General features: G+C 71.3%; 23 protein-coding genes. 10 read left to right on the top strand and 13 right to left on the bottom strand.

Features of this window, described 5'->3' with window-relative positions; translation table 11 throughout:
• The first annotated feature begins 93 nt into the window (after positions 1–93).
• The 6 genes from GGQ63_RS05770 to lpxK all read left to right on the top strand — a co-directional run bounded on the left by GGQ63_RS05770 (position 94) and on the right by lpxK (position 5,733).
• Complete coding sequence (locus GGQ63_RS05770) at positions 94–1,437, top strand: TldD/PmbA family protein (protein ID WP_183853479.1); 1,344 nt, start codon at positions 94–96, stop codon at positions 1,435–1,437.
• Positions 1,438–2,208, top strand: coding sequence for a 3'(2'),5'-bisphosphate nucleotidase CysQ (locus GGQ63_RS05765; protein ID WP_183853477.1), 771 nt, complete (start codon positions 1,438–1,440; stop codon positions 2,206–2,208).
• 93 nt (positions 2,209–2,301) lie between these two features.
• The gene (locus GGQ63_RS05760) at positions 2,302–2,538 is read left to right on the top strand and encodes a DUF4170 domain-containing protein (RefSeq protein ID WP_183853474.1); all 237 of its coding nucleotides are present in this window, start codon (positions 2,302–2,304) and stop codon (positions 2,536–2,538) included.
• Between the two features lie 114 nt (positions 2,539–2,652).
• Complete coding sequence (locus tag GGQ63_RS05755; RefSeq protein WP_183853472.1) at positions 2,653–3,387, top strand: DUF374 domain-containing protein; 735 nt, start codon at positions 2,653–2,655, stop codon at positions 3,385–3,387.
• A complete protein-coding gene (locus GGQ63_RS05750; protein ID WP_183853470.1) occupies positions 3,380–4,702 on the top strand; it encodes a 3-deoxy-D-manno-octulosonic acid transferase in 1,323 nt (440 codons plus the stop codon). The genes GGQ63_RS05755 and GGQ63_RS05750 overlap by 8 nt, the downstream gene beginning before the upstream one ends.
• Positions 4,699–5,733 (top strand): tetraacyldisaccharide 4'-kinase, encoded by a 1,035-nt coding sequence (gene lpxK, locus GGQ63_RS05745; protein WP_183853468.1) that lies wholly within the window; start codon positions 4,699–4,701, stop codon positions 5,731–5,733. The genes GGQ63_RS05750 and lpxK overlap by 4 nt, the downstream gene beginning before the upstream one ends.
• Here lpxK and GGQ63_RS05740 read toward each other — a convergent pair.
• The 4 genes from GGQ63_RS05740 to GGQ63_RS05725 form a co-directional block, all read right to left on the bottom strand.
• A complete protein-coding gene (locus tag GGQ63_RS05740) occupies positions 5,727–5,942 on the bottom strand; it encodes a DUF2093 domain-containing protein (protein WP_183853466.1) in 216 nt (71 codons plus the stop codon). The genes lpxK and GGQ63_RS05740 overlap by 7 nt on opposite strands.
• Positions 5,943–5,995: 53 nt before the next feature.
• A complete protein-coding gene (gene mutL, locus GGQ63_RS05735) occupies positions 5,996–7,855 on the bottom strand; it encodes a DNA mismatch repair endonuclease MutL (protein WP_183853464.1) in 1,860 nt (619 codons plus the stop codon).
• Between the two features lie 65 nt (positions 7,856–7,920).
• The gene (purD, locus tag GGQ63_RS05730) at positions 7,921–9,204 is read right to left on the bottom strand and encodes a phosphoribosylamine--glycine ligase (protein ID WP_183854052.1); all 1,284 of its coding nucleotides are present in this window, start codon (positions 9,202–9,204) and stop codon (positions 7,921–7,923) included.
• Between the two features lie 69 nt (positions 9,205–9,273).
• The gene (locus GGQ63_RS05725; protein WP_183853462.1) at positions 9,274–9,891 is read right to left on the bottom strand and encodes a superoxide dismutase family protein; all 618 of its coding nucleotides are present in this window, start codon (positions 9,889–9,891) and stop codon (positions 9,274–9,276) included.
• A 122-nt stretch (positions 9,892–10,013) separates the two neighbouring features.
• On the opposite strand from GGQ63_RS05725, the gene ubiA reads away from it, so the two are divergent.
• Positions 10,014–10,958 (top strand): 4-hydroxybenzoate octaprenyltransferase, encoded by a 945-nt coding sequence (gene ubiA, locus GGQ63_RS05720; RefSeq protein WP_183853460.1) that lies wholly within the window; start codon positions 10,014–10,016, stop codon positions 10,956–10,958.
• 2 nt (positions 10,959–10,960) lie between these two features.
• On the opposite strand, the gene GGQ63_RS05715 is transcribed toward ubiA, so the two are convergent.
• Both GGQ63_RS05715 and GGQ63_RS05710 read right to left on the bottom strand, forming a co-directional pair.
• The gene (locus tag GGQ63_RS05715) at positions 10,961–11,554 is read right to left on the bottom strand and encodes a DUF6101 family protein (RefSeq protein ID WP_183853458.1); all 594 of its coding nucleotides are present in this window, start codon (positions 11,552–11,554) and stop codon (positions 10,961–10,963) included.
• Positions 11,555–11,722: 168 nt separating this feature from the next.
• Complete coding sequence (locus GGQ63_RS05710) at positions 11,723–13,147, bottom strand: FAD-binding oxidoreductase (RefSeq protein WP_183853456.1); 1,425 nt, start codon at positions 13,145–13,147, stop codon at positions 11,723–11,725.
• A gap of 147 nt (positions 13,148–13,294) precedes the next feature.
• On the opposite strand from GGQ63_RS05710, the gene fabI reads away from it, so the two are divergent.
• Positions 13,295–14,113 carry an enoyl-ACP reductase FabI gene (gene fabI, locus GGQ63_RS05705; protein ID WP_183854050.1) on the top strand — a complete coding sequence of 273 codons (819 nt, stop codon included), beginning with the start codon at positions 13,295–13,297 and terminating at the stop codon, positions 14,111–14,113.
• Entirely contained in the window at positions 14,110–14,703 is a 594-nt protein-coding gene (locus GGQ63_RS05700) for a histidine phosphatase family protein (RefSeq protein ID WP_343061085.1), read from the top strand. Before fabI ends, GGQ63_RS05700 begins: the two co-directional genes overlap by 4 nt.
• A 99-nt stretch (positions 14,704–14,802) precedes the next feature.
• On the opposite strand, the gene GGQ63_RS05695 is transcribed toward GGQ63_RS05700, so the two are convergent.
• From GGQ63_RS05695 to GGQ63_RS05665, 7 genes are all read right to left on the bottom strand, one after another.
• Entirely contained in the window at positions 14,803–15,078 is a 276-nt protein-coding gene (locus GGQ63_RS05695) for a hypothetical protein (RefSeq protein ID WP_183853454.1), read from the bottom strand.
• Between the two features lie 98 nt (positions 15,079–15,176).
• Positions 15,177–15,449, bottom strand: coding sequence for a hypothetical protein (locus tag GGQ63_RS05690; RefSeq protein ID WP_183853452.1), 273 nt, complete (start codon positions 15,447–15,449; stop codon positions 15,177–15,179).
• 106 nt (positions 15,450–15,555) lie between these two features.
• Positions 15,556–15,822 carry a hypothetical protein gene (locus GGQ63_RS05685; RefSeq protein ID WP_183853450.1) on the bottom strand — a complete coding sequence of 89 codons (267 nt, stop codon included), beginning with the start codon at positions 15,820–15,822 and terminating at the stop codon, positions 15,556–15,558.
• Between the two features lie 117 nt (positions 15,823–15,939).
• A complete protein-coding gene (locus GGQ63_RS05680; RefSeq protein WP_183853449.1) occupies positions 15,940–16,206 on the bottom strand; it encodes a hypothetical protein in 267 nt (88 codons plus the stop codon).
• 104 nt (positions 16,207–16,310) lie between these two features.
• Positions 16,311–16,577, bottom strand: a complete 267-nt coding sequence (locus tag GGQ63_RS05675) for a hypothetical protein (RefSeq protein WP_183853448.1) — start codon at positions 16,575–16,577, stop codon at positions 16,311–16,313.
• A 161-nt stretch (positions 16,578–16,738) separates the two neighbouring features.
• Entirely contained in the window at positions 16,739–17,008 is a 270-nt protein-coding gene (locus GGQ63_RS05670) for a hypothetical protein (protein ID WP_183853446.1), read from the bottom strand.
• A 43-nt stretch (positions 17,009–17,051) separates the two neighbouring features.
• On the bottom strand, positions 17,052–17,354 hold the full coding sequence (locus GGQ63_RS05665) for a hypothetical protein (protein ID WP_183853444.1): 303 nt from the start codon (positions 17,352–17,354) through the stop codon (positions 17,052–17,054).
• A 412-nt stretch (positions 17,355–17,766) separates the two neighbouring features.
• Here GGQ63_RS05665 and aroC point away from each other — a divergent pair, with 412 nt between their 5' ends.
• Entirely contained in the window at positions 17,767–18,852 is a 1,086-nt protein-coding gene (gene aroC / locus GGQ63_RS05660; protein ID WP_183853442.1) for a chorismate synthase, read from the top strand.
• Positions 18,853–18,871: the final 19 nt, after the last annotated feature.

The raw sequence follows: 18,871 nt of genomic DNA, 5'->3' as shown, positions 1-18,871 counted from the left end.
GCGGGGCCGGATCATCCGGCCGCGGGACCCTTGCGGCGGCGGGCCGGCATACCTACACAACGGTGCACCTGTCCGACGAAAGCGGAGCCCCCGATGACCGCCATGCCCGACGAGAGCCGCCTGCTCGACCGTGCCGCCGCCCTCGTCGAGGCGGCGAAGCGGGCCGGCGCCGATGCGGCGGACGCGATCGCGGTGCGCGGCACCTCGCTGTCCGTCGAAGTGCGTGACGGTGCGGTCACCGAGACCGAGCGTTCGGAGAGCGATCGGCTGTCGCTGCGGGTCTTCGCCGGCGGGCGGAACGCATCGGTCGGCTCGAATGCGCTCGACGAGCCCCAGGTGCTTGCGGAGCGGGCGGTGGCGATGGCCCGGGTCGCGCCCGAAGACCGCTATGCCGGCCTCGCCGACCCGGCGCGGCTCGCCCGCACCCTTCCCGCGCTCGACGTCGTCGATCCCGACATGCCGTCCTCGGAGACGCTCGTCGAGCGCGCGCAGCGCGCCGAGGCAGCGGCGCGCGCCGTTCCGGGCGTCGTACGCTCGGGCGGGGCGTCGGCCTCCTGGTCGCTCGGCGGCATGGTGCTCGTCACCTCGCACGGCTTTTCCGGCAGCCATCTGCGCTCGACTCACGCGGTGTCGCTCTCGGCGATCGCCGGGGAGGGGACGGGCATGCAGCGCGACTATGATTCGGCGGCGAAGACGCATGCCGTCGACCTGCCCGATCCCGCCGAGATCGGCCGGCGCGCCGGCGAACGCGCGGTCGCGCGCCTGTCGCCGGCCCGGCTCGCCACCGGCCGCTACACGGTGGTGTTCGACCCGCGCGTCGCGACGAGCCTCGTCGGCCATCTCGCCGGCGCGGCGAACGGCGCGGCGGTGGCGCGCAAGACGAGCTTTCTCAAGGATGCGCTCGGGACCCGCATCCTGCCCGAGCACGTGCGCATCAGCGACGATCCCTTGCGGCCGCGCGGCCTCGGCTCGCGGCCCTTCGACGGCGAGGGGGTGGCCGCCGAAGCCTTCGACCTGATCTCCGGCGGCGTGCTCACGACCTGGTTCCTCGACAGCGCCGCGGCGCGCGAGCTCGGTCTTCAGACGAACGGCCGGGCGTCGCGGGGCGGCGGCGGCACGTCGCCCTCGTCGACCAACCTCACCCTCCTGGCCGGACCGCTCGGTCGGGCGGAACTTCTTTCCGGCGCCGAGGACGGCATCTATGTGACCGAGCTGATCGGCCACGGCGTCAACGGCGTGACGGGCGATTACAGCCGCGGCGCCGCCGGCTTCCGCATCCGCGGCGGGGCGCTCGCCGAGCCGGTTGCCGAGATCACGATCGCCGGCAATCTCAAGGACATGTACGCCCGGCTGCTGGTCGCCGACGATCTCGAATACCGCTATGCGGTCAACGCGCCGACGGTCGCGGTCGAGGCGATGACGGTCGCCGGCCGATAGATGGCGGCGGCCGACGATCTCCTCCTGATCGCCGCGGCGGCGCGTGAGGCGGGCGCGATCGCGCTCCGCTATTTCCGCAACAATCCGCGCCGCTGGACGAAGGGCGTTTCCTCGCCCGTCACGGAAGCCGACATCGCCGTCGACGACTTCCTGAGCGCGCGTCTGCGCGCCGCGCGGCCGGACTATGGCTGGCTGTCGGAGGAGACCGCGGACGGGCCGGAGCGGCTCGACAGGGCGCGGGTCTTCGTCGTCGATCCGATCGACGGCACGCGCGGCTTCATCGAGGGCGACCGGCGCTGGACCGTGTCGATCGCCGTCGTGGAGCACGGCCGGCCGGTCGCCGCCGCGCTCTACGCCCCGGCACTCGACGAATTGTTCGAGGCGCGGACCGGCGGCGGCGCGACGCTCGGCGGACGGCCTTTGGCGCTCGCCACCCCGCCGGCGCTCGACGCGGCTCACATCGCCGGCCCGCGCCGGCAGGCGAAGCTCCTCGGCACCCGCGCGCCCGATTTCGTGCCCTCGCTCGCCTATCGCATCGCGCTCGTCGCGACCGGCCGGATCGACGTGGCGATCGCCGGGCCGAATGCGCAGGACTGGGACATTGCCGCTGCCGATCTCATCGTCGCGGAGGCGGGCGGGCTGCTCGCCGATCTCGACGGCGCGCCGCCCCGCTACAATCGGTCGGATCCGCGTCATCCCGCCCTCGTCGCCGCCGCTCCGGCGCTGCAACACGCGGTCGCCGCGGCGCTCGGCCGCGGCCACGGAGCCTAGGCGTCGCCCCATACAAGGTTTTGGTGGTATGGCGCGGACGCGGTCGGCATAGTACCGGGGCATGGCGTGATGCGCAGAGCAGAAGGGTCAGGCATGACGGCTCCCGACAAGCAGCTTCTTCACCTCGTCTTCGGCGGCGAACTGAGCGACCTCGAGGCGGTGAACTTCTCCGATCTCTCGAAGCTCGACATCGTCGGCATCTTTCCGAACTACAAGACCGCCTACGACGCCTGGAAAAAGGCGGCGCAAGGCTCGGTCGACAGCGCCCAGACCCGCTATTTCATCGTCCATCTGCATCGGCTGCTCGATCCCGAAGCGACGGGCGGGTGAATGCGCGGGGCCACCCTCGCCCTTCCCCTCGTGCGGCGTCCGTGCGAATGGTCGGGTGGCTCTTGAAGCTCGGATGGTTGTCGAAGCTCGGATGGTTCTTGGAGCGAGGGCCCGGTGTCGGCTGAGAACGACGCGCCCGAGAAACGCCCGCCGCTCGAGCGGCTCTATCGCAACAGACCCGCCCTGCGGGCGATTGGCTATGGCTTCGCCGGCTATCTCGCCTTCGTCCGGGCGACGAGCCGGGTCGTCTTCGAGCCGGAGGATCCCTATGCCGCCTATGCGCCGCATCTCCCCGCGATCGTCACGATGTGGCACGGCCAGCATTTCCTGCTGCCTTTTCTCCGGCGTCACGGGCACGACGTGCGGGCGATGATCTCGCGCAGCGACGACGGCGAGATCAACGCCGCCGTGGTCGAGGCGCTCGGCCTCGGGACGGTGCGCGCTTCGGCTGCGCGCGTGCCCTGGCACATCCGCGAGAAGCGCGGCGTGCCCGGCTTCCTCGCCATGCGGCGGGCGCTCGAAGAGGGCGCGACCGTGTGCATGACCGCGGATCTTCCCAAGCAGACGCCACGGCGGGTCGGTCTCGGCATCGTCAAGCTCGCGCAGGCGAGCGGGCGGCCGATCCTCGCTGTCTCCTTCCTGAGCCGTTACCGCATCACGATTCCGAGCTGGGACCGGTCCGAACTCAACCTGCCCTTCGGCCGCGCCGCCTGCGTCGTCGGCGCGCCGATCTATGTCGAGGCGCATCTGGACGACGCGGCGCTCGAATCCGCACGTTGCGCCGTCGAGGCGATGCTTCTCACGGTGACACGGCGCGCCGCCGAGCTGACGGGGCGCCGCGATGGATGAACGCGCCGGACGGCTTCTGCTCCGGGCCTATCACGCCGCCGGCTATGCCGCGCTGCCGCTCGTCCCGGCCTTTCTCGGCTGGCGCACGCGCCGCGGCAAGGAGGACCCGCTCCGGCGCGGCGAGCGCTTCGGCCGGCCCTCGCTCGCGCGGCCGCGCGGCCGGCTCGTCTGGATCCATGCGGCGAGCGTCGGCGAGACCAATGCCGTGATGCCGCTCGTCGCCCGCATCGTCGACGAGGGGGTCGGCGTGCTCTTCACGACGGTCACGCTGACCGGCGCGAAGACGGCGATGGGCAAGCTGCCGAAGGGGGCGTTCCATCAATATGCGCCGCTCGACATCGGCGCCTGCATCGATCGCTTCCTCGACAACTGGCGGCCGGACCTCGCGCTTTTCGTCGAATCGGAGCTGTGGCCGGCGACGATGGGGCGGCTCGTCCGGGCGAAGATCCCCCAGGTGCTCGTCAATGCCCGGCTGTCCGAGCGCTCCTTCGCGCGCTGGGAGAAGCTCGGCGAGACGGCCCGGCTGCTGTTCGGTCCGGTGACGCTCTGCCTTGCGCAGAGCGAGGCGGACGGCGCGCGTTACCACCGGCTCGGCGTCGAGAAGGTCACGGTGACCGGCAATCTCAAATTCGACGTGCCGCCGCCCTTTGCAGACCCGCGCACCGTCGCCGCTTTCGAGCCGCTGCTCGCCGGCCGGGACGTCTGGGTCGCCGCCTCGACGCATGAGGGCGAGGAGGAGGTGATCGCCGCGGCGCACCGGGTGCTGCGCCACCGCCGGCGCGGCCTCCTGACCATCATCGTGCCGCGCCACCCGGGTCGCGGGCCGGAGGTGGCCGCGGCGCTCGCGGCGCGCGGTTTCGCCGTCGCGCTGCGCAGCCGCGACGAGCCGATCCGCCCGGAGACCGACATCTATCTCGCCGACACGCTCGGCGAACTGGGCCTCTTCTACCGGCTCGCCCCGATCGCCTTTCTCGGCGGTTCCCTGGTGCCGCATGGCGGGCAGAACCCGATCGAGCCCGTGCGGCTCGACACCGCAATCCTGCACGGGCCGCACGTCCACAATTTCGCGGAGGTCTATGCCGCGCTCGACCGCACCGGCCGGGCGGAGACGGTGCGCAATTCCGAGGGGCTCGCCACCGTCCTCGATGCGCTGTTCTCGGACCCGACCGCGATGCGGCGGCGGGCGACCAAGGCGGCGGAGGCACTCGCCGCCTTTTCCGGGGCGCTCGACGCGACGATGCGGGCGCTGCTGCCCTATTTGCGGCCGATCGCCATCGCCTCCGGCCTCGACGCGCACCGCGGAGGCGGGGGATGATCAAGGCACCGGGTTTCTGGTGGCGGCGCCGGCCGACGGCGGCGGCGCTCGGTCTCGCGCCGGCGGGCCTCGTCTATGGCGCGGTGTCGGCGTCCCGCATGCGCCGGCCGCCCGAGCTCGTCGCGCCGGTGCCGGTGGTCTGCATCGGCAATTTCACCGTGGGCGGCGCCGGCAAGACGCCGACCGCGCTCGCGCTCGCCCGCATCGCCCGGACGCTCGGCCGCACGCCGGGCTTTCTGACGCGCGGCTATGGCGGCCGTGCCGGCGCAGCGGCGGTCGTCGACCCGGCGATCCACGATCCGGCGATCGTCGGCGACGAGGCGATCCTGCTCGCGGCGGAAGCGAAGACCGTCGTCTCCGCCGACCGGCCGGCGGGGGCGCGGCTGCTCGTCGAGGAGGGCGTCGACCTCGTCATCATGGATGACGGTTTCCAGAATCCGGCGCTCGCCAAGGATCTGTCCCTCCTCGTCGTCGACGGCGGGGCGGGGATCGGCAACGGCTTCGTCTTCCCCGCCGGGCCGCTCCGTGCGCCGCTCGCCGCGCAGATGGTGCGGGCCGATGCGGTGCTTGTGGTGGGGGAGGGCGCGGCCGGCGACAAGCTCGTCCGCCGCGCCGCGCGGGCCGGCAAGCCGGTGCTGCGGGCGCGGCTCGAGCCCGTTCCCGATCAGACCTTCGATGCGGCGGGCTATCTCGCCTATGCCGGCATCGGCCGGCCCGAGAAATTCTTCGACAGCCTCGTCGCCGCCGGCGTGCCGCTCAAGGAGGCGCGCGGCTTCCCGGACCACCATGTCTTCACCGTCGAGGACGCCCATCGCCTGCGTGCCCGCGCCGCCGAGGCGGATCTCGCGCTGATCTCGACCGAGAAGGATATGGCCCGGCTCGCCCGTGCGACCCGCGAGCGGGGCGAATTGCGCGAACGGACCACGGTGTTCCGCGTCCGCCTCGCCTTCGCGGACGAAGGCCGCGTGCGCGCGCTGTTCACCGATATGCTACGGCGCATCGCCGTCGCGCGGCCGAGGCCGGTTCAGTAGCGCTTCAGTTCCTGATGGCGCTTCAGCGACGCGGCCGCGTCGGCATAGGCCTCCTGCAGCTCGACATTCCAGTAGCGCAGTTCGTCGATCGGAATCTCGGCCCCCGTCACGGCGCAGCGGACGAAGGCCCCGGGCGTCAGGATCTGAAAGTCGCCGTCGAGATAGCGAATCCTCGCCTCTCCGCCACGGCCGTTTTCCATGCGGTTCATGCCTCTCTTATCCGGCGAAAGCGGGCGCCGCGCAACGCTTCTTCGACGCCGCATCACCGCCGGCCGAACAGCCGCTCGATGTCGGCGAGCTTCAGCTCGACATAGGTCGGCCGGCCGTGATTGCACTGGCCGGAACCCGGCGTCGCCTCCATCTCGCGCAGCAGCGCGTCCATCTCCTCGGGCTTCAGCCGGCGGCCGGCCCTGACAGAGCCGTGGCAGGCCATCGTCGCCGCGACATGGTCGAGCCGCTCGGCGATCCGCGTCGTCGTGTCCCATTCGGCGAGATCGTCGGCGAGATCGCGCACCAGCGCGGCGATGTCGGGCTTGCCGAGCAGCGCCGGCGTCTCGCGCACCGCGATCGCACCCGGACCGAACGGCTCGAGCACCAGCCCGACCATGGCGAGTTCCTCGGCCCGCCCGGCCAGCCGCTCGACGTCCTCTTCCGGCAGGTCGACGATCTCCGGAATCAGCAGACCCTGGCGCGCCACGCCCGTCCGGCCGAGCGTCTCCTTTAGCCGTTCATAGACGAGCCGCTCGTGCGCCGCGTGCTGGTCGACGATGACGAGCCCGTCGCGCGTCTGGGCGATGACATAGGTCTCGTGGATCTGCGCGCGAGCCGCCCCGAGCGGCCGGTCGAGCGCTTCCGCCGAGGGCGCGGCGTCGGCGCGCGCATCGGCCGACGGCATGGCGATCGTCTCGAACGCCGCCTGTGCGGCTTCCGCGAAGCCGGGTGCCGGCGCGAAGGCGGGTGCCCGCAACCCGGCGGTATTGCCGGCGACGGGCGCCGGTCCGCGGTCCGCGCCGCTCCAGGACGCCGGACGCGCAGAGCTCCAGGATCCGGCCGAGGCGGCAGCTGCGGCCGGCCGCACGGCCGGGCGGAAGGCGGCGATCGTCGCCCCGCCGCCGGTCGACGTCGCGCGGTGGCCGGCGCGGGCGATCGCCTCGCGGATGGCGCCGACGACGAGCCCGCGCACGAGACCCGCATCGCGGAAGCGCACATCGGCCTTGGCGGGATGGACGTTGACGTCGACCTGGTGCGGATCGAGCGCGATCGACAGCACCGCGACGGGATGGCGGTCGCGCGCCATCACATCGGCATAGGCGCCACGGATCGCCCCGAGGAGCAGCTTGTCGCGCACCGGCCGGCCGTTGACGAAGAGATATTGCTGCAGCCCGTTGGCGCGGTGATAGGTCGGCAGGCCGGCATGGCCGGAGAGGCGCACGCCTTCACGCACCGCCTCGATCGAGAGCGCATTGTCGACGAAATCCTCGCCGAGCACCTGCGCCAGACGCACGAGCAGCGCGTCCGGCCCGGTCGCGGCCGGGAAATCGAGCGCGCTGCGGTCGCTCCCGGCGAGCGAGAAGCGGACTTCCGGATGGGCGAGGGCGAGCCGCCGCACCACCTCGGTGATCGCGCTCGCCTCGGCGCGCGCGCCCTTCAGGAATTTGAGGCGCGCCGGCACCGCGAAGAAGAGGTCGGCGACCTCGACGCGCGTGCCGCTGCCGAGCGCCGCCGGCCGCACCGGCGAGGCCGCGCCGCCCTCGACCGCGATCGTCCAGCCGTGCGGCTCGGCCGCGTGGCGGGTGGCGATCGCGAGCCGCGCCACCGCGCCGATCGAGGCGAGCGCCTCGCCGCGGAAGCCGAGCGTGCGGATGTCGAGGAGATCGTCGACGAGCTTCGACGTCGCGTGCCGCTCGACGGCCAGTTCGAGATCGGGCCGCGTCATGCCCCCGCCGTCGTCGGTGACGCGCAGCAGCGCGATGCCGCCGCCGGCCGTCGTCACGTCGATGCGGCGTGCGCCGGCGTCGATCGCGTTCTCGATCAGCTCCTTGGCGACGCTCGCCGGCCGCTCCACGACTTCGCCGGCCGCGATGCGGTTGATCACCTCCTCGGAAAGCCGGCGGATCGCCATCGGACATCCTCTCTCGGGCTGCGAGTCTGTCGGATTCGCGGTCGTGCGGAAAGGCCCGCCGGGCCTCAGCCGGCCGTCTCTTCCCGCAGCACGGCGCGCCAGCCGATATCGCCGCGGCAGAAGCCTTCCGGCCAGTCGATCCGCGCGACCGCCGTGTAGGCGCGCGCCTGCGCCTCGCCGACCGTCGCGCCGAGCGCCGTGACGGCGAGCACCCGGCCGCCATTCGCCACCAGCACCCCGTCGCGGAGCGCCGTCCCGGCTTGAAACACCGTCACGCCCGGCAGCGCCCCGGCGGCCTCGAGGCCGGCGATCGGCGTGCCCTTCTCGTACGCGCCGGGATAGCCCTTCGCCGCCATCACGACGGTGAGCGCCGCATCGGCACGGAAGCGCGGCGCGGCGCCGGCGAGCCGTCCTTCGGCGGTGGCGAGGAGGAGGTCGAGCAGGTCGCTCTCGAGCCGCAGCATCAGGACCTGGCATTCCGGGTCGCCGAAACGGACATTGTATTCGATCAGCTCCGGCCCATTCGCCGTGATCATCAGTCCGGCGAAGAGCACCCCCCTGAAGGGCGTGCCGCGCGCCGCCATCGCGGCCACCGTCGGGCGGATGATCTCCGCCATCACCCGTTCCGTCATCGCCGCGTCGACGATCGGGGCGGGCGAATAGGCGCCCATGCCGCCGGTATTGGGGCCGGTATCGCCGTCGCCGACCCGCTTGTGATCCTGCGCCGCGCCGAGCGCGACCGCGGTCTCGCCGTCCGACAGCGCAAAGAAGCTCGCCTCTTCGCCGACGAGGCAATCCTCGACGACGACCTCGGCGCCGGCCGATCCGAACGCGCCCGTGAAACAGGCGTCGACGGCCGCTTCCGCCTCGGCGACCGAGGCGGCGACGACGACGCCCTTGCCCGCCGCGATGCCGTCCGCCTTGACGACGATCGGCGCGCCGCGTTCGGCGATATGGGTCTTCGCCGCGGCGGCGTCGGTGAAGCGGCGATAGGCGGCGGTCGGAATGCCCGCTTCGGCGCAGAGATCCTTCGTGAAGCCCTTCGACCCTTCGAGCTGCGCGGCCGCGGCGGAGGGTCCGAAGACCGGGATGCCGGCCTCGGCCATACGGTCGGCGAGGCCGGCGACGAGCGGCGCCTCCGGCCCCACGACGACGAGACCGATCGCGTTCTCGCGCGCGAAGGCGACGAGGGCATCGTGCGAATCGACCCCGATCGGCACCAGCTCCGCGAGCGCGGCGATACCGGGATTGCCGGGTGCGGCGTAGAGCCGGCCGAGCTGCGGCGAGCGCGAAAGCGCATGGGCGAGCGCGTGCTCGCGGCCGCCCGATCCGACGAGGAGCACATCGATGGTCACGCTTCACCCTCCTTTGTCCGCCCGCCTGTTAGCATCGGCGCGCGGGGAGGGGAAACGCTTCCGCTATTCGTCTGCCGCCGCGGCCTCGATCGCCCCGCAGGCGATGCGGTCGCCGGAGCCGCCGGCCGGATCGGTGTGATAGTCGTCCGGACCGGCATGGATGACGACCGCCGCACCGTCCTCGTCGAGCAGCGCGCCGGTCTCGCCGTGGGCGAGGGTGATCAGCGGGGCGAAATACTCGACCGTCAGCGTGCCGCTCTCCGGGACATGCAGATTGGGCAGGTCGCCGACATGCGGCCCGTCGCGATTCATCACGCCGTGCTCGGTGCCGGTCGGGTTGAAATGGCCGCCGGCCGCTTCCGGGTCGGGCGTGCAGGCGCCCTTCTCGTGGATGTGGATGGCGTGCGTGCCCGCGGGCAGTCCCTTCACCGCCACCGTGATCACCACGCCGACCTGCGCCATCGCGAAGCGGACGATGCCGTGCTCCGTGCCATCGGGTCCGACGAGCCGGGCCGTTGCGCGGACCGGCCCGCCATCCTCTGCCGACGTGCCGGGCCGCCCCTCCTCGGCGGGCTGGGGCAACTCGTCGCGCTCGACGGGCAGATTGCCCTGCGCAAGGGCGCCGGCGGCGGAGAGCGTGAAGAGCGCCGTTGCGGCGAAGAGGGCGGGGACAGGTCGCATCGGCTTCTCCTCGAGGCTCAACGGGGCGAGGCCGCCCGGGGGTCTCGATCGGCGGCTCGCCGTGCTAAACAGCGCGCGTCGGCCGCTTGTTCCGGTCGGACCGTCGATGAGGAGAGCCTGCGATGCGCGAGGAAAGCGCGATCGGAACCGGGAGCGGCACGGTCGCCGATGCCGACCGCGGCAATCTCATCGACCGTTTCGCCCCCGCCTGGCTGCGGCCCTATGGCCGGCTCGCCCGCTGGGACCGGCCGATCGGCTGGTGGCTGCTGCTCATTCCCTGCTGGTGGTCCGCCGCGCTCGCCGCCATTGCCTCCGGCGCGCGTTTTCCCGATCCCGTCCACCTCCTCCTCTTCTTCATCGGCGCGGTGGCGATGCGCGGCGCCGGCTGCACCTGGAACGACATCGTCGACCGCGACCTCGACGCCCGGGTGGCGCGCACCCGTTCGCGGCCGATCCCGAGCGGGCAGGTGACGGTCGGCCGGGCGAAGGCCTTCCTCGTGCTGCAGGCGGCGATCGGGCTCGTCGTCCTGCTGCAGTTCAATCTCTTCGCGATCGTGCTTGGCGCGTCCTCGCTCCTCGTCGTCGCCCTCTATCCCTTCATGAAGCGGCTGACCGACTGGCCGCAGAGCGTGCTCGGCCTCGCCTTCTCCTGGGGCGCGCTGATGGGCTGGGCGGCCGCCTATGGCAGCCTCGACTGGGCGCCGCTGTTTCTTTATGCCGGCGGCGTCGCCTGGACGATCGGCTATGACACGATCTATGCGCTGCAGGACATCGAGGACGATGCGATCGTCGGCGTCCGTTCTACGGCGCGGCTGTTCGGCGCCCGCGCGCCCTTCTATGTCGGGGTGTTCTACACCATCGCGGTGCTCTGCTTCGGGGCGGCGCTCATCGCGGCGGAGGCGGGGCCGCTCGCCTGGTCGGGGCTTTTCCTCGCCGCCGCCCATCTCGCCTGGCAGGCACGGCGGATCGACATCGACGATCCGGTGCGCGCGCTCGCCCTCTTCAAGTCCAACCGCGTCGCGGGCCTCGTCTTCTTCGCGCTGCTCCTCGCCGACGCGGCGTTCTGAGGTCAGTCCCGCGCGATGATCTCGCGACCGCAGAGCACCGGTTGCGGACCGGCGCGGCCGACCTTGCGGCGCTTCAGGAAGCGCGGCCGGCGGGCGGCGAAATGGGAGTGGAGCCGGCGCGGCTTCTGCGCGCCGATGTCGAGACCGCCGAGCCGGGCGACCGGCTCGCGCACCGCGCCGTCCGTATCGACGATCAGGAGCGGCAGGCCGAGCGCCCGGCCCCAGGCCTGCCAGTCGGCGGCGACATCCTCGCCATCGCCGAGGTCGTCGGCGACGACGAGCGGCAGCGACAGCGCCGGATCGCGGTGCATCAGCTCGATCACCGTGCGGACCCGGCCCTCGGCATCGGCGGTCATCCGGACCGCGACGCCGCGATAGGCCCGGATCGGGAAGGCGAGCATCGCCGGCACGCCGCCGATCCGCCGCTTCATCACCGCCTGGGCGCGGTCGAGATAGATCTGGGCCGGCACCGCGCCGCCACGCGGCGCCGGCAGGGGCGCCTCGAACCGGACCGGCAGGGCGAAGGGGTCGAGCCGCAGCCGGCCGCCCGCCGCCTCGATGTCCGCTCCGTCGCTCTTCCGCTGCACATCCGTCATCTGCCACCACCTCTTCGGGACCGCTTCCGGTCTTCGTCGATGGCGGCAGAGTGTCATGCGGCCGGCCCGTTCCAGCTTAACGGACACGGTTAAGTTTCGATGATTTCCGAAAGGGTTAGCGGGTGGTGATCAGGTAGGGTTGACGGCCGGTGAACGCGGCCTTCGGCGTCACAGCACACGGCCGGGGTTGAGCACACCCTTCGGATCGAGCGCCGCCTTGATGCCGCGCATCATCGCCATCGCGACGTCGCCCTCGACGCCCGGCAACAGGTCGCGCTTCGCCCGGCCGATGCCGTGCTCGGCGGCGATCGAGCCGCGATAGCGGCCGACGATCGCGTGAACGGTCTCGTTCACCTGCGCCCAGCGGGCGAGGAAGGCCTCGCGGTCGCCGCCGACCGGCTGGCTGATGTTGAAATGGATGTTGCCGTCGCCGAGATGGCCGAACGGCACCGGCCGCGCATCCGGGATCAGCGCGAGTACCGCCGCGGTCGCCTCGGCGAGGAAGGCCGGCACGTCGGCGACGGGAACCGAGACGTCGTGCTTGATCGAGCCGCCTTCCGGCTTCTGCGCTTCCGAGATGGCGTGGCGGATGCGCCAGAGCGCGTGCCCTTCCGCGAGCGAACGGGCGATCGCCGCGTCGAGCACATGGCCCGCTTCGTAGCCCTCGCCGAGCAGCCCCTCGAGCGTCGCGTCGGCGTCCTCCTGGTTACGGCCGGAGCTGACCTCGACGAGCACATACCAGGGATGGAGCGAGGCGAGCGGATCGCGCGTGCCGGGGATGTGGCGGAAGACGAAATCGAGCGCGATGCGCGGCATCAGCTCGTAGCCGGTCAGGTCCTGGCGCGCCCGCTCGCGGGCCGCGCCGAAAAGGGCGAGCGCGGCCTCCGGGCTCGGCACGCCGACAAGCGCGACCGCAAGGCCCTTCGGGCGTGGAAAGAGCTTCAGCGTCGCCGCGGTGACGACGCCGAGCGTGCCCTCGCCGCCGATGAAGAGCTGCTTGAGGTCGTAGCCCGTATTGTCCTTGCGCAGGCCCGAGAGCCCGTTCCACACCCGTCCGTCGGCGAGCACGACTTCGAGGCCGAGCACGAGATCGCGCATCGAGCCGTAGGAGAGCACGGCCGTACCGCCGGCATTGGTCGAGACATTGCCGCCGACCCGGCAGGAGCCCTCCGAGCCGAGCGAGAGCGGGAACAGCCGGTCGACCGCCTCGGCCGCGGCGTGGATGTCGGCGAGGATGACGCCCGCTTCCGCCGTGAGGGTGAAGCCGGCCGCATCGACGGCGCGGATCGTCCGCATCCGGTCGAGCGCGAGCACGACCTCGCTGCCGCTGTCGTCCGGCACCTGGCCGCCGACGAGGCCGGTATTGCCGCTCTGCGGCACGATCGCCGTCATCGTCTCGGAGGCCGTGGCGAGGATCGCCGACACTTCGGCGACCGAGCCCGGCCGCAGCACCAGCCCGGTGCGGCCGCCATAGCGGCCGCGATGCTCGAGCGTGTAGGGCTCGATCGCGGCCGGCTCGGTGAGGGCGTTGGCGGCGCCGACGATCGAGGCGAAGCGTTCGACGAGCGCGGCGGAGGGCGGATTTCTGACCATGGCGGACCGACTTTCTGCGCGGCGGGACGCGCCGCTGGCGACGGGACCGGGCGGCGGAGCGGCCTTCGGCCGCCGGCCGCCTTGATGCGAAGACCCCCCTATGCCATAGGAGGCGCTCCGCAGGGAGCGGAAACGGAAGGCGAGATGATGACGGCATCGGGCGGATTGATGGCGGGGAAGCGCGGCCTCATCATGGGCGTCGCCAACAACCGGTCGATCGCCTGGGGCATCGCCAAGGCCGTGCGCGACGCCGGCGCCGAACTCGCGCTCACCTACCAGGGCGATGCGCTGAAGAAGCGCGTCGAGCCGCTGGCGGCCGAACTGGGTGCGCTCGTCGCCGGTCATTGCGACGTCACCGACCCCTCGACGATCGACGCCGTGTTCGGCGAGATCGAGCGCGCCTGGGGCGGGCTCGACTTCCTCGTCCATGCGATCGCCTTCTCCGACAAGGACGAGCTGACCGGCCGCTATGTCGACACGACGGCCGAGAACTTCGCCCGCACCATGCAGATCTCGGTCTATTCTCTCACCGCCGTGGTGCAACGGGCCGAAAAGCTGATGACGAAGGGCGGCTCGGTGCTGACCCTCACCTATTACGGCGCCGAGAAGGTGATGCCGCACTACAACGTCATGGGCGTCGCCAAATCGGCGCTCGAGGCGAGCGTGCGTTACCTCGCCGCCGATCTCGGCCCGAACGGCATCCGCGTCAACGCGATCTCCGCCGGGCCGATCAAAACGCTCGCCGCCTCCGGCATCGGCGACTTCCGCTATATCCTGAAGTGGAACGAATACAACGCGCCGCTGCGGCGTACCGTGACGATCGAGGAGGTCGGCGATGCCGGTCTCTATTTCCTCTCCGATCTGTCGCGCTCGGTCACCGGCGAGATCCACCATGTCGATTCGGGCTATCATGTCGTCGGCATGAAGGCGGTCGACGCCCCCGACATCGCGGTGGCGAAGGAGTGAGCCCGGCCGCCCTGCCGCGCATTGTCTTCGTGCGCCATGGCGAGACGGACTGGAACGCCGTCGGCCGCCTGCAGGGGCAGCGCGACGTGCCCCTCAACGATCGTGGCCGCGGCCAGGCCCGGCAGAACGGCGCGTTGATCGCCGCGCGCATGCCCGAGGCGGCGGATTTCGACTTCGTCGCCAGCCCGCTCGTGCGCGCCCGCGAAACGATGGAACTGGTCCGGGCCGCGATGGGACTCGATCCCGCCGCCTACCGGCTCGATCCGGTGCTGCGCGAAGTCAGCTATGGCGACTGGGAGGGCCATACGCTCGACGAGATCGCGGCGATCGCGGCCGAGGCCTATGCCGCGCGCGACCGGGACAAATGGGGCTATGCCTCCCCGAACGGCGAGAGCTATGCCGACCTGTCGCGCCGGATCGAGGGTTGGCTCGCCACCATCGCGCGCGACACCGTCGTCGTCTCGCATGGCGGCGTCTATCGCGTGTTGCGCGGCCTGCTCGATGGTGTCGACCGGCTCGAGCTCGTCCGGCTCGACGTGCCGCAGGATCGCGTCTATCTCTGGCAGGGCGGGGTCGGCCGCTACATCTGAGACGGCCGTGGAAAGCCAAAGGCGGCGACCGGAGGGGACCGGCCGCCGCCTTCGCTAGAGCCCGGAGATCAGGATGGGGGACGGGCTCAACCGCTGTTTTCAGCCACTGCTCTTCGTCGGATCGGGGCGCCGCACGACGCCGAGTGCCACCGGATGGCCGTTCTCGTTCTGATAGCCGACGCTGACCGTGTCGCCGGGAATGAAGCCGAGCGCCTCATTGGGGTGCTCGAGGCGGAAGGACTGACCGTTCGTGAAGGTGATCGTGTTGGCGGTCACCGAGCCGACCGTGCCGTCGGCCTGCTGGGCCGCGAGGGCGGAGCCGGCCGCGGCGGCAAGGAACGCGACCGACGCGGTCGCGAGAGCAAGCGTCTTCATGGGACTTCTCCGTGGTTGTTCCCGCCTTCTGCGGGAGGGGTGGTCGAGGAGAGTCCGTGCCGGGCGGCGGCCCTGCCGCCGGCCCGATCGCGGGCTGGTCAGTTGTCGTTCTTGGTCGGGTCGGCGAAGCGGGCGACGCCGAGCGCCACCTTCTGGCTGCCTTCGTCGGCATAGCCGACCGCAACCGTGTCGCCGGGGATGAAGCCGATCACCGCCGAGCGGTTCTCGACGCGGAAGGACTGGCCGTTGGTGAGCGTCAGGGTCGAGCCGTTCACCGAACCGACGGTGCCGACCGCTTCCTGGGCGGCGAAGGCCGAACCGGCGGCGGCGAGGAAGGCGACCGAGGCGGCCGCGAGAGCGAGGGTCTTCATGATCATTCTCCGTGGATCGCGTCCCGTCTTGTGCGGAAGCGCGGTTTCATCGGGCGCCGGGCGGGGCGGCGTTGTCGCCGCCGGGCCCGATCGCCGGGTTGGTCGTTCAGTCCTTGGTCGGATCGGCGCGGCGGCTGACGCCGAGCGCGACCTTCTCGCCGCCCTGGCTCGCATAACCGACGGTCACCGTGTCGCCGGGGATGAAGCCGACCACGGCCGAGGGGTTCTCGACGCGGAAGGACTGGCCGTTGGTGAGGGTCAGGGTCGAGCCGTTGACGGCGCCGAGCGTGCCGTCGATCTGCTGCGCGGCGAAGGCGGAGCCGGCGGCGGCGAGGAAGGCGACCGAGGCGGCCGCGAGAGCGAGGGTCTTCATGATCATTCTCCGTGGATCGCGTCCCGTCTTGTGCGGGAGCGCGGTTTCATCGGGCGGCGGGCGGGGCGGCGTTGTCGCCGCCGGACCCGGTCGCCGGGTTGGTCGTTCAGTCCTTGGTCAGTCCTTGGTCGGGTCGGCGCGGCGGCTGACGCCGAGCGCGACCTTCTCGCCGCCCTGGCTCGCATAACCGACGGTCACCGTGTCGCCGGGGATGAAGCCGACCACGGCCGAGGGGTTCTCGACGCGGAAGGACTGGCCGTTGGTGAGGGTGAGGGTCGAGCCGTTGACGGCGCCGAGCGTGCCGTCGACCTGCTGCGCGGCGAAGGCGGAGCCGGCGGCGGCGATGAAGGCGACCGAAGCGGCCGCGAGAGCGAGAGTCTTCATGATCATTCTCCGTGATCGCGTCCCGTCTTGTGCGGAAGCGCGGTTGCGTCGGGCGCCGGGCGGGGCGGCGGGCTTGCCGCCGGGCCCGATCGCCGGGTTCTTGTTCAGTCCTTCGTCGGGTCGGCGCGGCGGCTGACGCCGAGCGCAACCTTCTGGCTGCCTTCAGCCGCATAGCCGACCGTCACCGTGTCGCCGGGGATGAAGCCGACCACCGCCGCGGGGTTCTCGATGCGGAAGGACTGGCCGTTGGTGAGGGTGAGGGTCGAGCCGTTGACGGCGCCGAGCGTGCCGTCGACCTGCTGCGCGGCGAAGGCGGAGCCGGCGGCGGCGATGAAGGCGACCGAGGCGGCCGCGAGAGCGAGGGTCTTCATGATCTTTCTCCGTGGTTGGGCGCGCCGCTCTTCAGGGCGGCGTGGTGTTTGTCGGGGTAGTCGGGCGCGACGATGGGGGCTCCGCCGCGCCCGACCGGGGCCGGCCCATCAGGGCCGTCCAGAGGTGGGGTTCAGTCGAGGCTCGGGCGCGGGGCCCGGGCTCAGTCGTTCTTGGTCGGGTCGGCGCGATGGCTGACGCCGAGCGCGACCTTCTGGCTGCCTTCGTCCGCATAACCGACCGTCACCGTGTCGCCCGGGATGAAGCCGACCACCGCCGCGGGGTTCTCGATGCGGAAGGACTGGCCGTTGGTGAGCGTGAGGGTCGAGCCGTTGACGGCGCCGAGCGTGCCGTCGATCTGCTGCGCGGCGAAGGCGGAGCCGGCGGCGGCGATGAAGGCGACCGAGGCGGCCGCGAGAGCGAGGGTCTTCATGATCATTCTCCGTGTTCGCGCCCTCTTCGTGGGGGCGCCGTTGTCATTCGCCCCGATCGATTCCGGCCGGCATGACGATGTCGGGATCGCAGGGCTCGAAGGCCGAGCGTCCGGTCTGCCGGAACTGATCGAGGCCGTCCGCTTCACCCGGAGCGAAGCCGATCAGCTGCGCCGGGTGAGAGAAGCTGAAGCGTTCGCCGGTCGACAGCACGATGGTGCCGGCATGCGCTTCCAGTCCGTCGACGGTTCGCTCCGACTGGAGCGCGGCGACCGCGGGGGTCGCGGCGAGCGCCAGGGTGAGGGCGAGAAGGCTGGGATTGGAGGCACGCATGGCACTGTCCGACATTCGCTTCGTCCGTCCGATCTGTCCTTCGCCGCTTGTTCGGCGCCGGTGATCGGCCGGTGACGATTACATCGGCCCAGCCCGCCCGAACCTCAACTCACGAACTTTTCAATGAACACCCCTTGCGAAAATCGGGTCGCCGACAGGGTCGAAATTCTGGTCGCTTTCAGCACGTATCGTGATTGAGAAATGGCGGAAATCAGCCATTTTAAGATTCTATATCACAACGACGTGAAAATCAGGTTTCCATATGATAGTCGAGCTTAGAGTCGTCGAACCTTGCAAATTTTTGCCTGATCCGGCTAACCCGCGCGCAGGCCCTCCGAGGGCGCGTCCCGGCGTTGTCGCGGCCGTCGTTTGACGGGCGGGGTGCTCGTCCCTAGAAACGCAGCGACCGCAAGGAATCCGCCGCCCCATGTCGCACAATACGTTCGGCCATCTCTTCCGCGTCACGACCTGGGGCGAGAGCCACGGACCCGCGCTCGGCGCGGTGGTGGACGGCTGTCCGCCGCGCATCGAGATTTCGGAGGCCGAGATCCAGGCCTGTCTCGACAAGCGCCGGCCCGGTCAGTCGCGCTTCACGACGCAGCGGCGCGAGCCGGACGAGGTGCGGATCCTCTCCGGCGTCATGCCTCAGGCGGACGGCCGGCTGCTCACCACCGGCACGCCGATCGCGCTCGAGATCCAGAACGTCGACCAGCGCTCGAAGGATTACGGCGACATCGCCGACCGCTACCGGCCGGGCCATGCCGACTATGCCTATGACGCCAAATACGGCATTCGCGATTATCGCGGCGGCGGACGTTCCTCGGCGCGCGAGACCGCGGCGCGGGTCGCCGCCGGCGCGATCGCCCGCAAGGTCGTGCCGGGCCTCACGGTGCGCGGCGCGCTCGTCCAGATGGGGCCGCTCAAAGTGGATCGCAGCCGCTGGAACTGGAACGCGGTCGACGACAACCCCTTCTTCTGCCCCGATCCCGTGGCGGCGGAGGAATGGGCGGTCTATCTCGACGGCATCCGCAAGTCCGGCTCGTCGATCGGCGCGGTGATCGAGGTGGTCGCCGAGGGCGTGCCGCCCGGCCTCGGTGCGCCGATCTATGCCAAGCTCGACCAGGACATCGCCGGGGCGCTGATGTCGATCAATGCCGTCAAGGGCGTCGAGATCGGCGAGGGCTTCGCCGCCGCCGCGCTCACCGGCGAGGAGAACGCCGACGAGATGCGGCTCGGCAATGACGGCAAGCCGGTCTTCCTGTCGAACCATGCCGGCGGCATTCTCGGCGGCATCTCGACCGGCCAGGAGATCGTCGCCCGCTTCGCCGTCAAGCCGACCTCGTCCATCCTCAATCCCCGCCGCTCGATCACCTCGGGCGGGCAGGAGGTCGAACTGATCACCAAGGGCCGGCACGACCCCTGCGTCGGCATCCGCGCAGTGCCGATCGGCGAGGCGATGGTCGCCTGCGTGATCGCCGACCATTACCTGCGCCATCGCGGCCAGGTCGGCTGAAGTTAGCCGGCTGCAGTTG

The sequence above is a fragment of the Prosthecomicrobium pneumaticum genome (genome assembly GCF_014199915.1).
Lineage (GTDB): Bacteria > Pseudomonadota > Alphaproteobacteria > Rhizobiales > Kaistiaceae > Prosthecomicrobium > Prosthecomicrobium pneumaticum.
The sequence above is the reverse complement of the archived record's forward strand: the minus strand, read 5'-3'. Positions and strand labels throughout refer to the sequence as shown.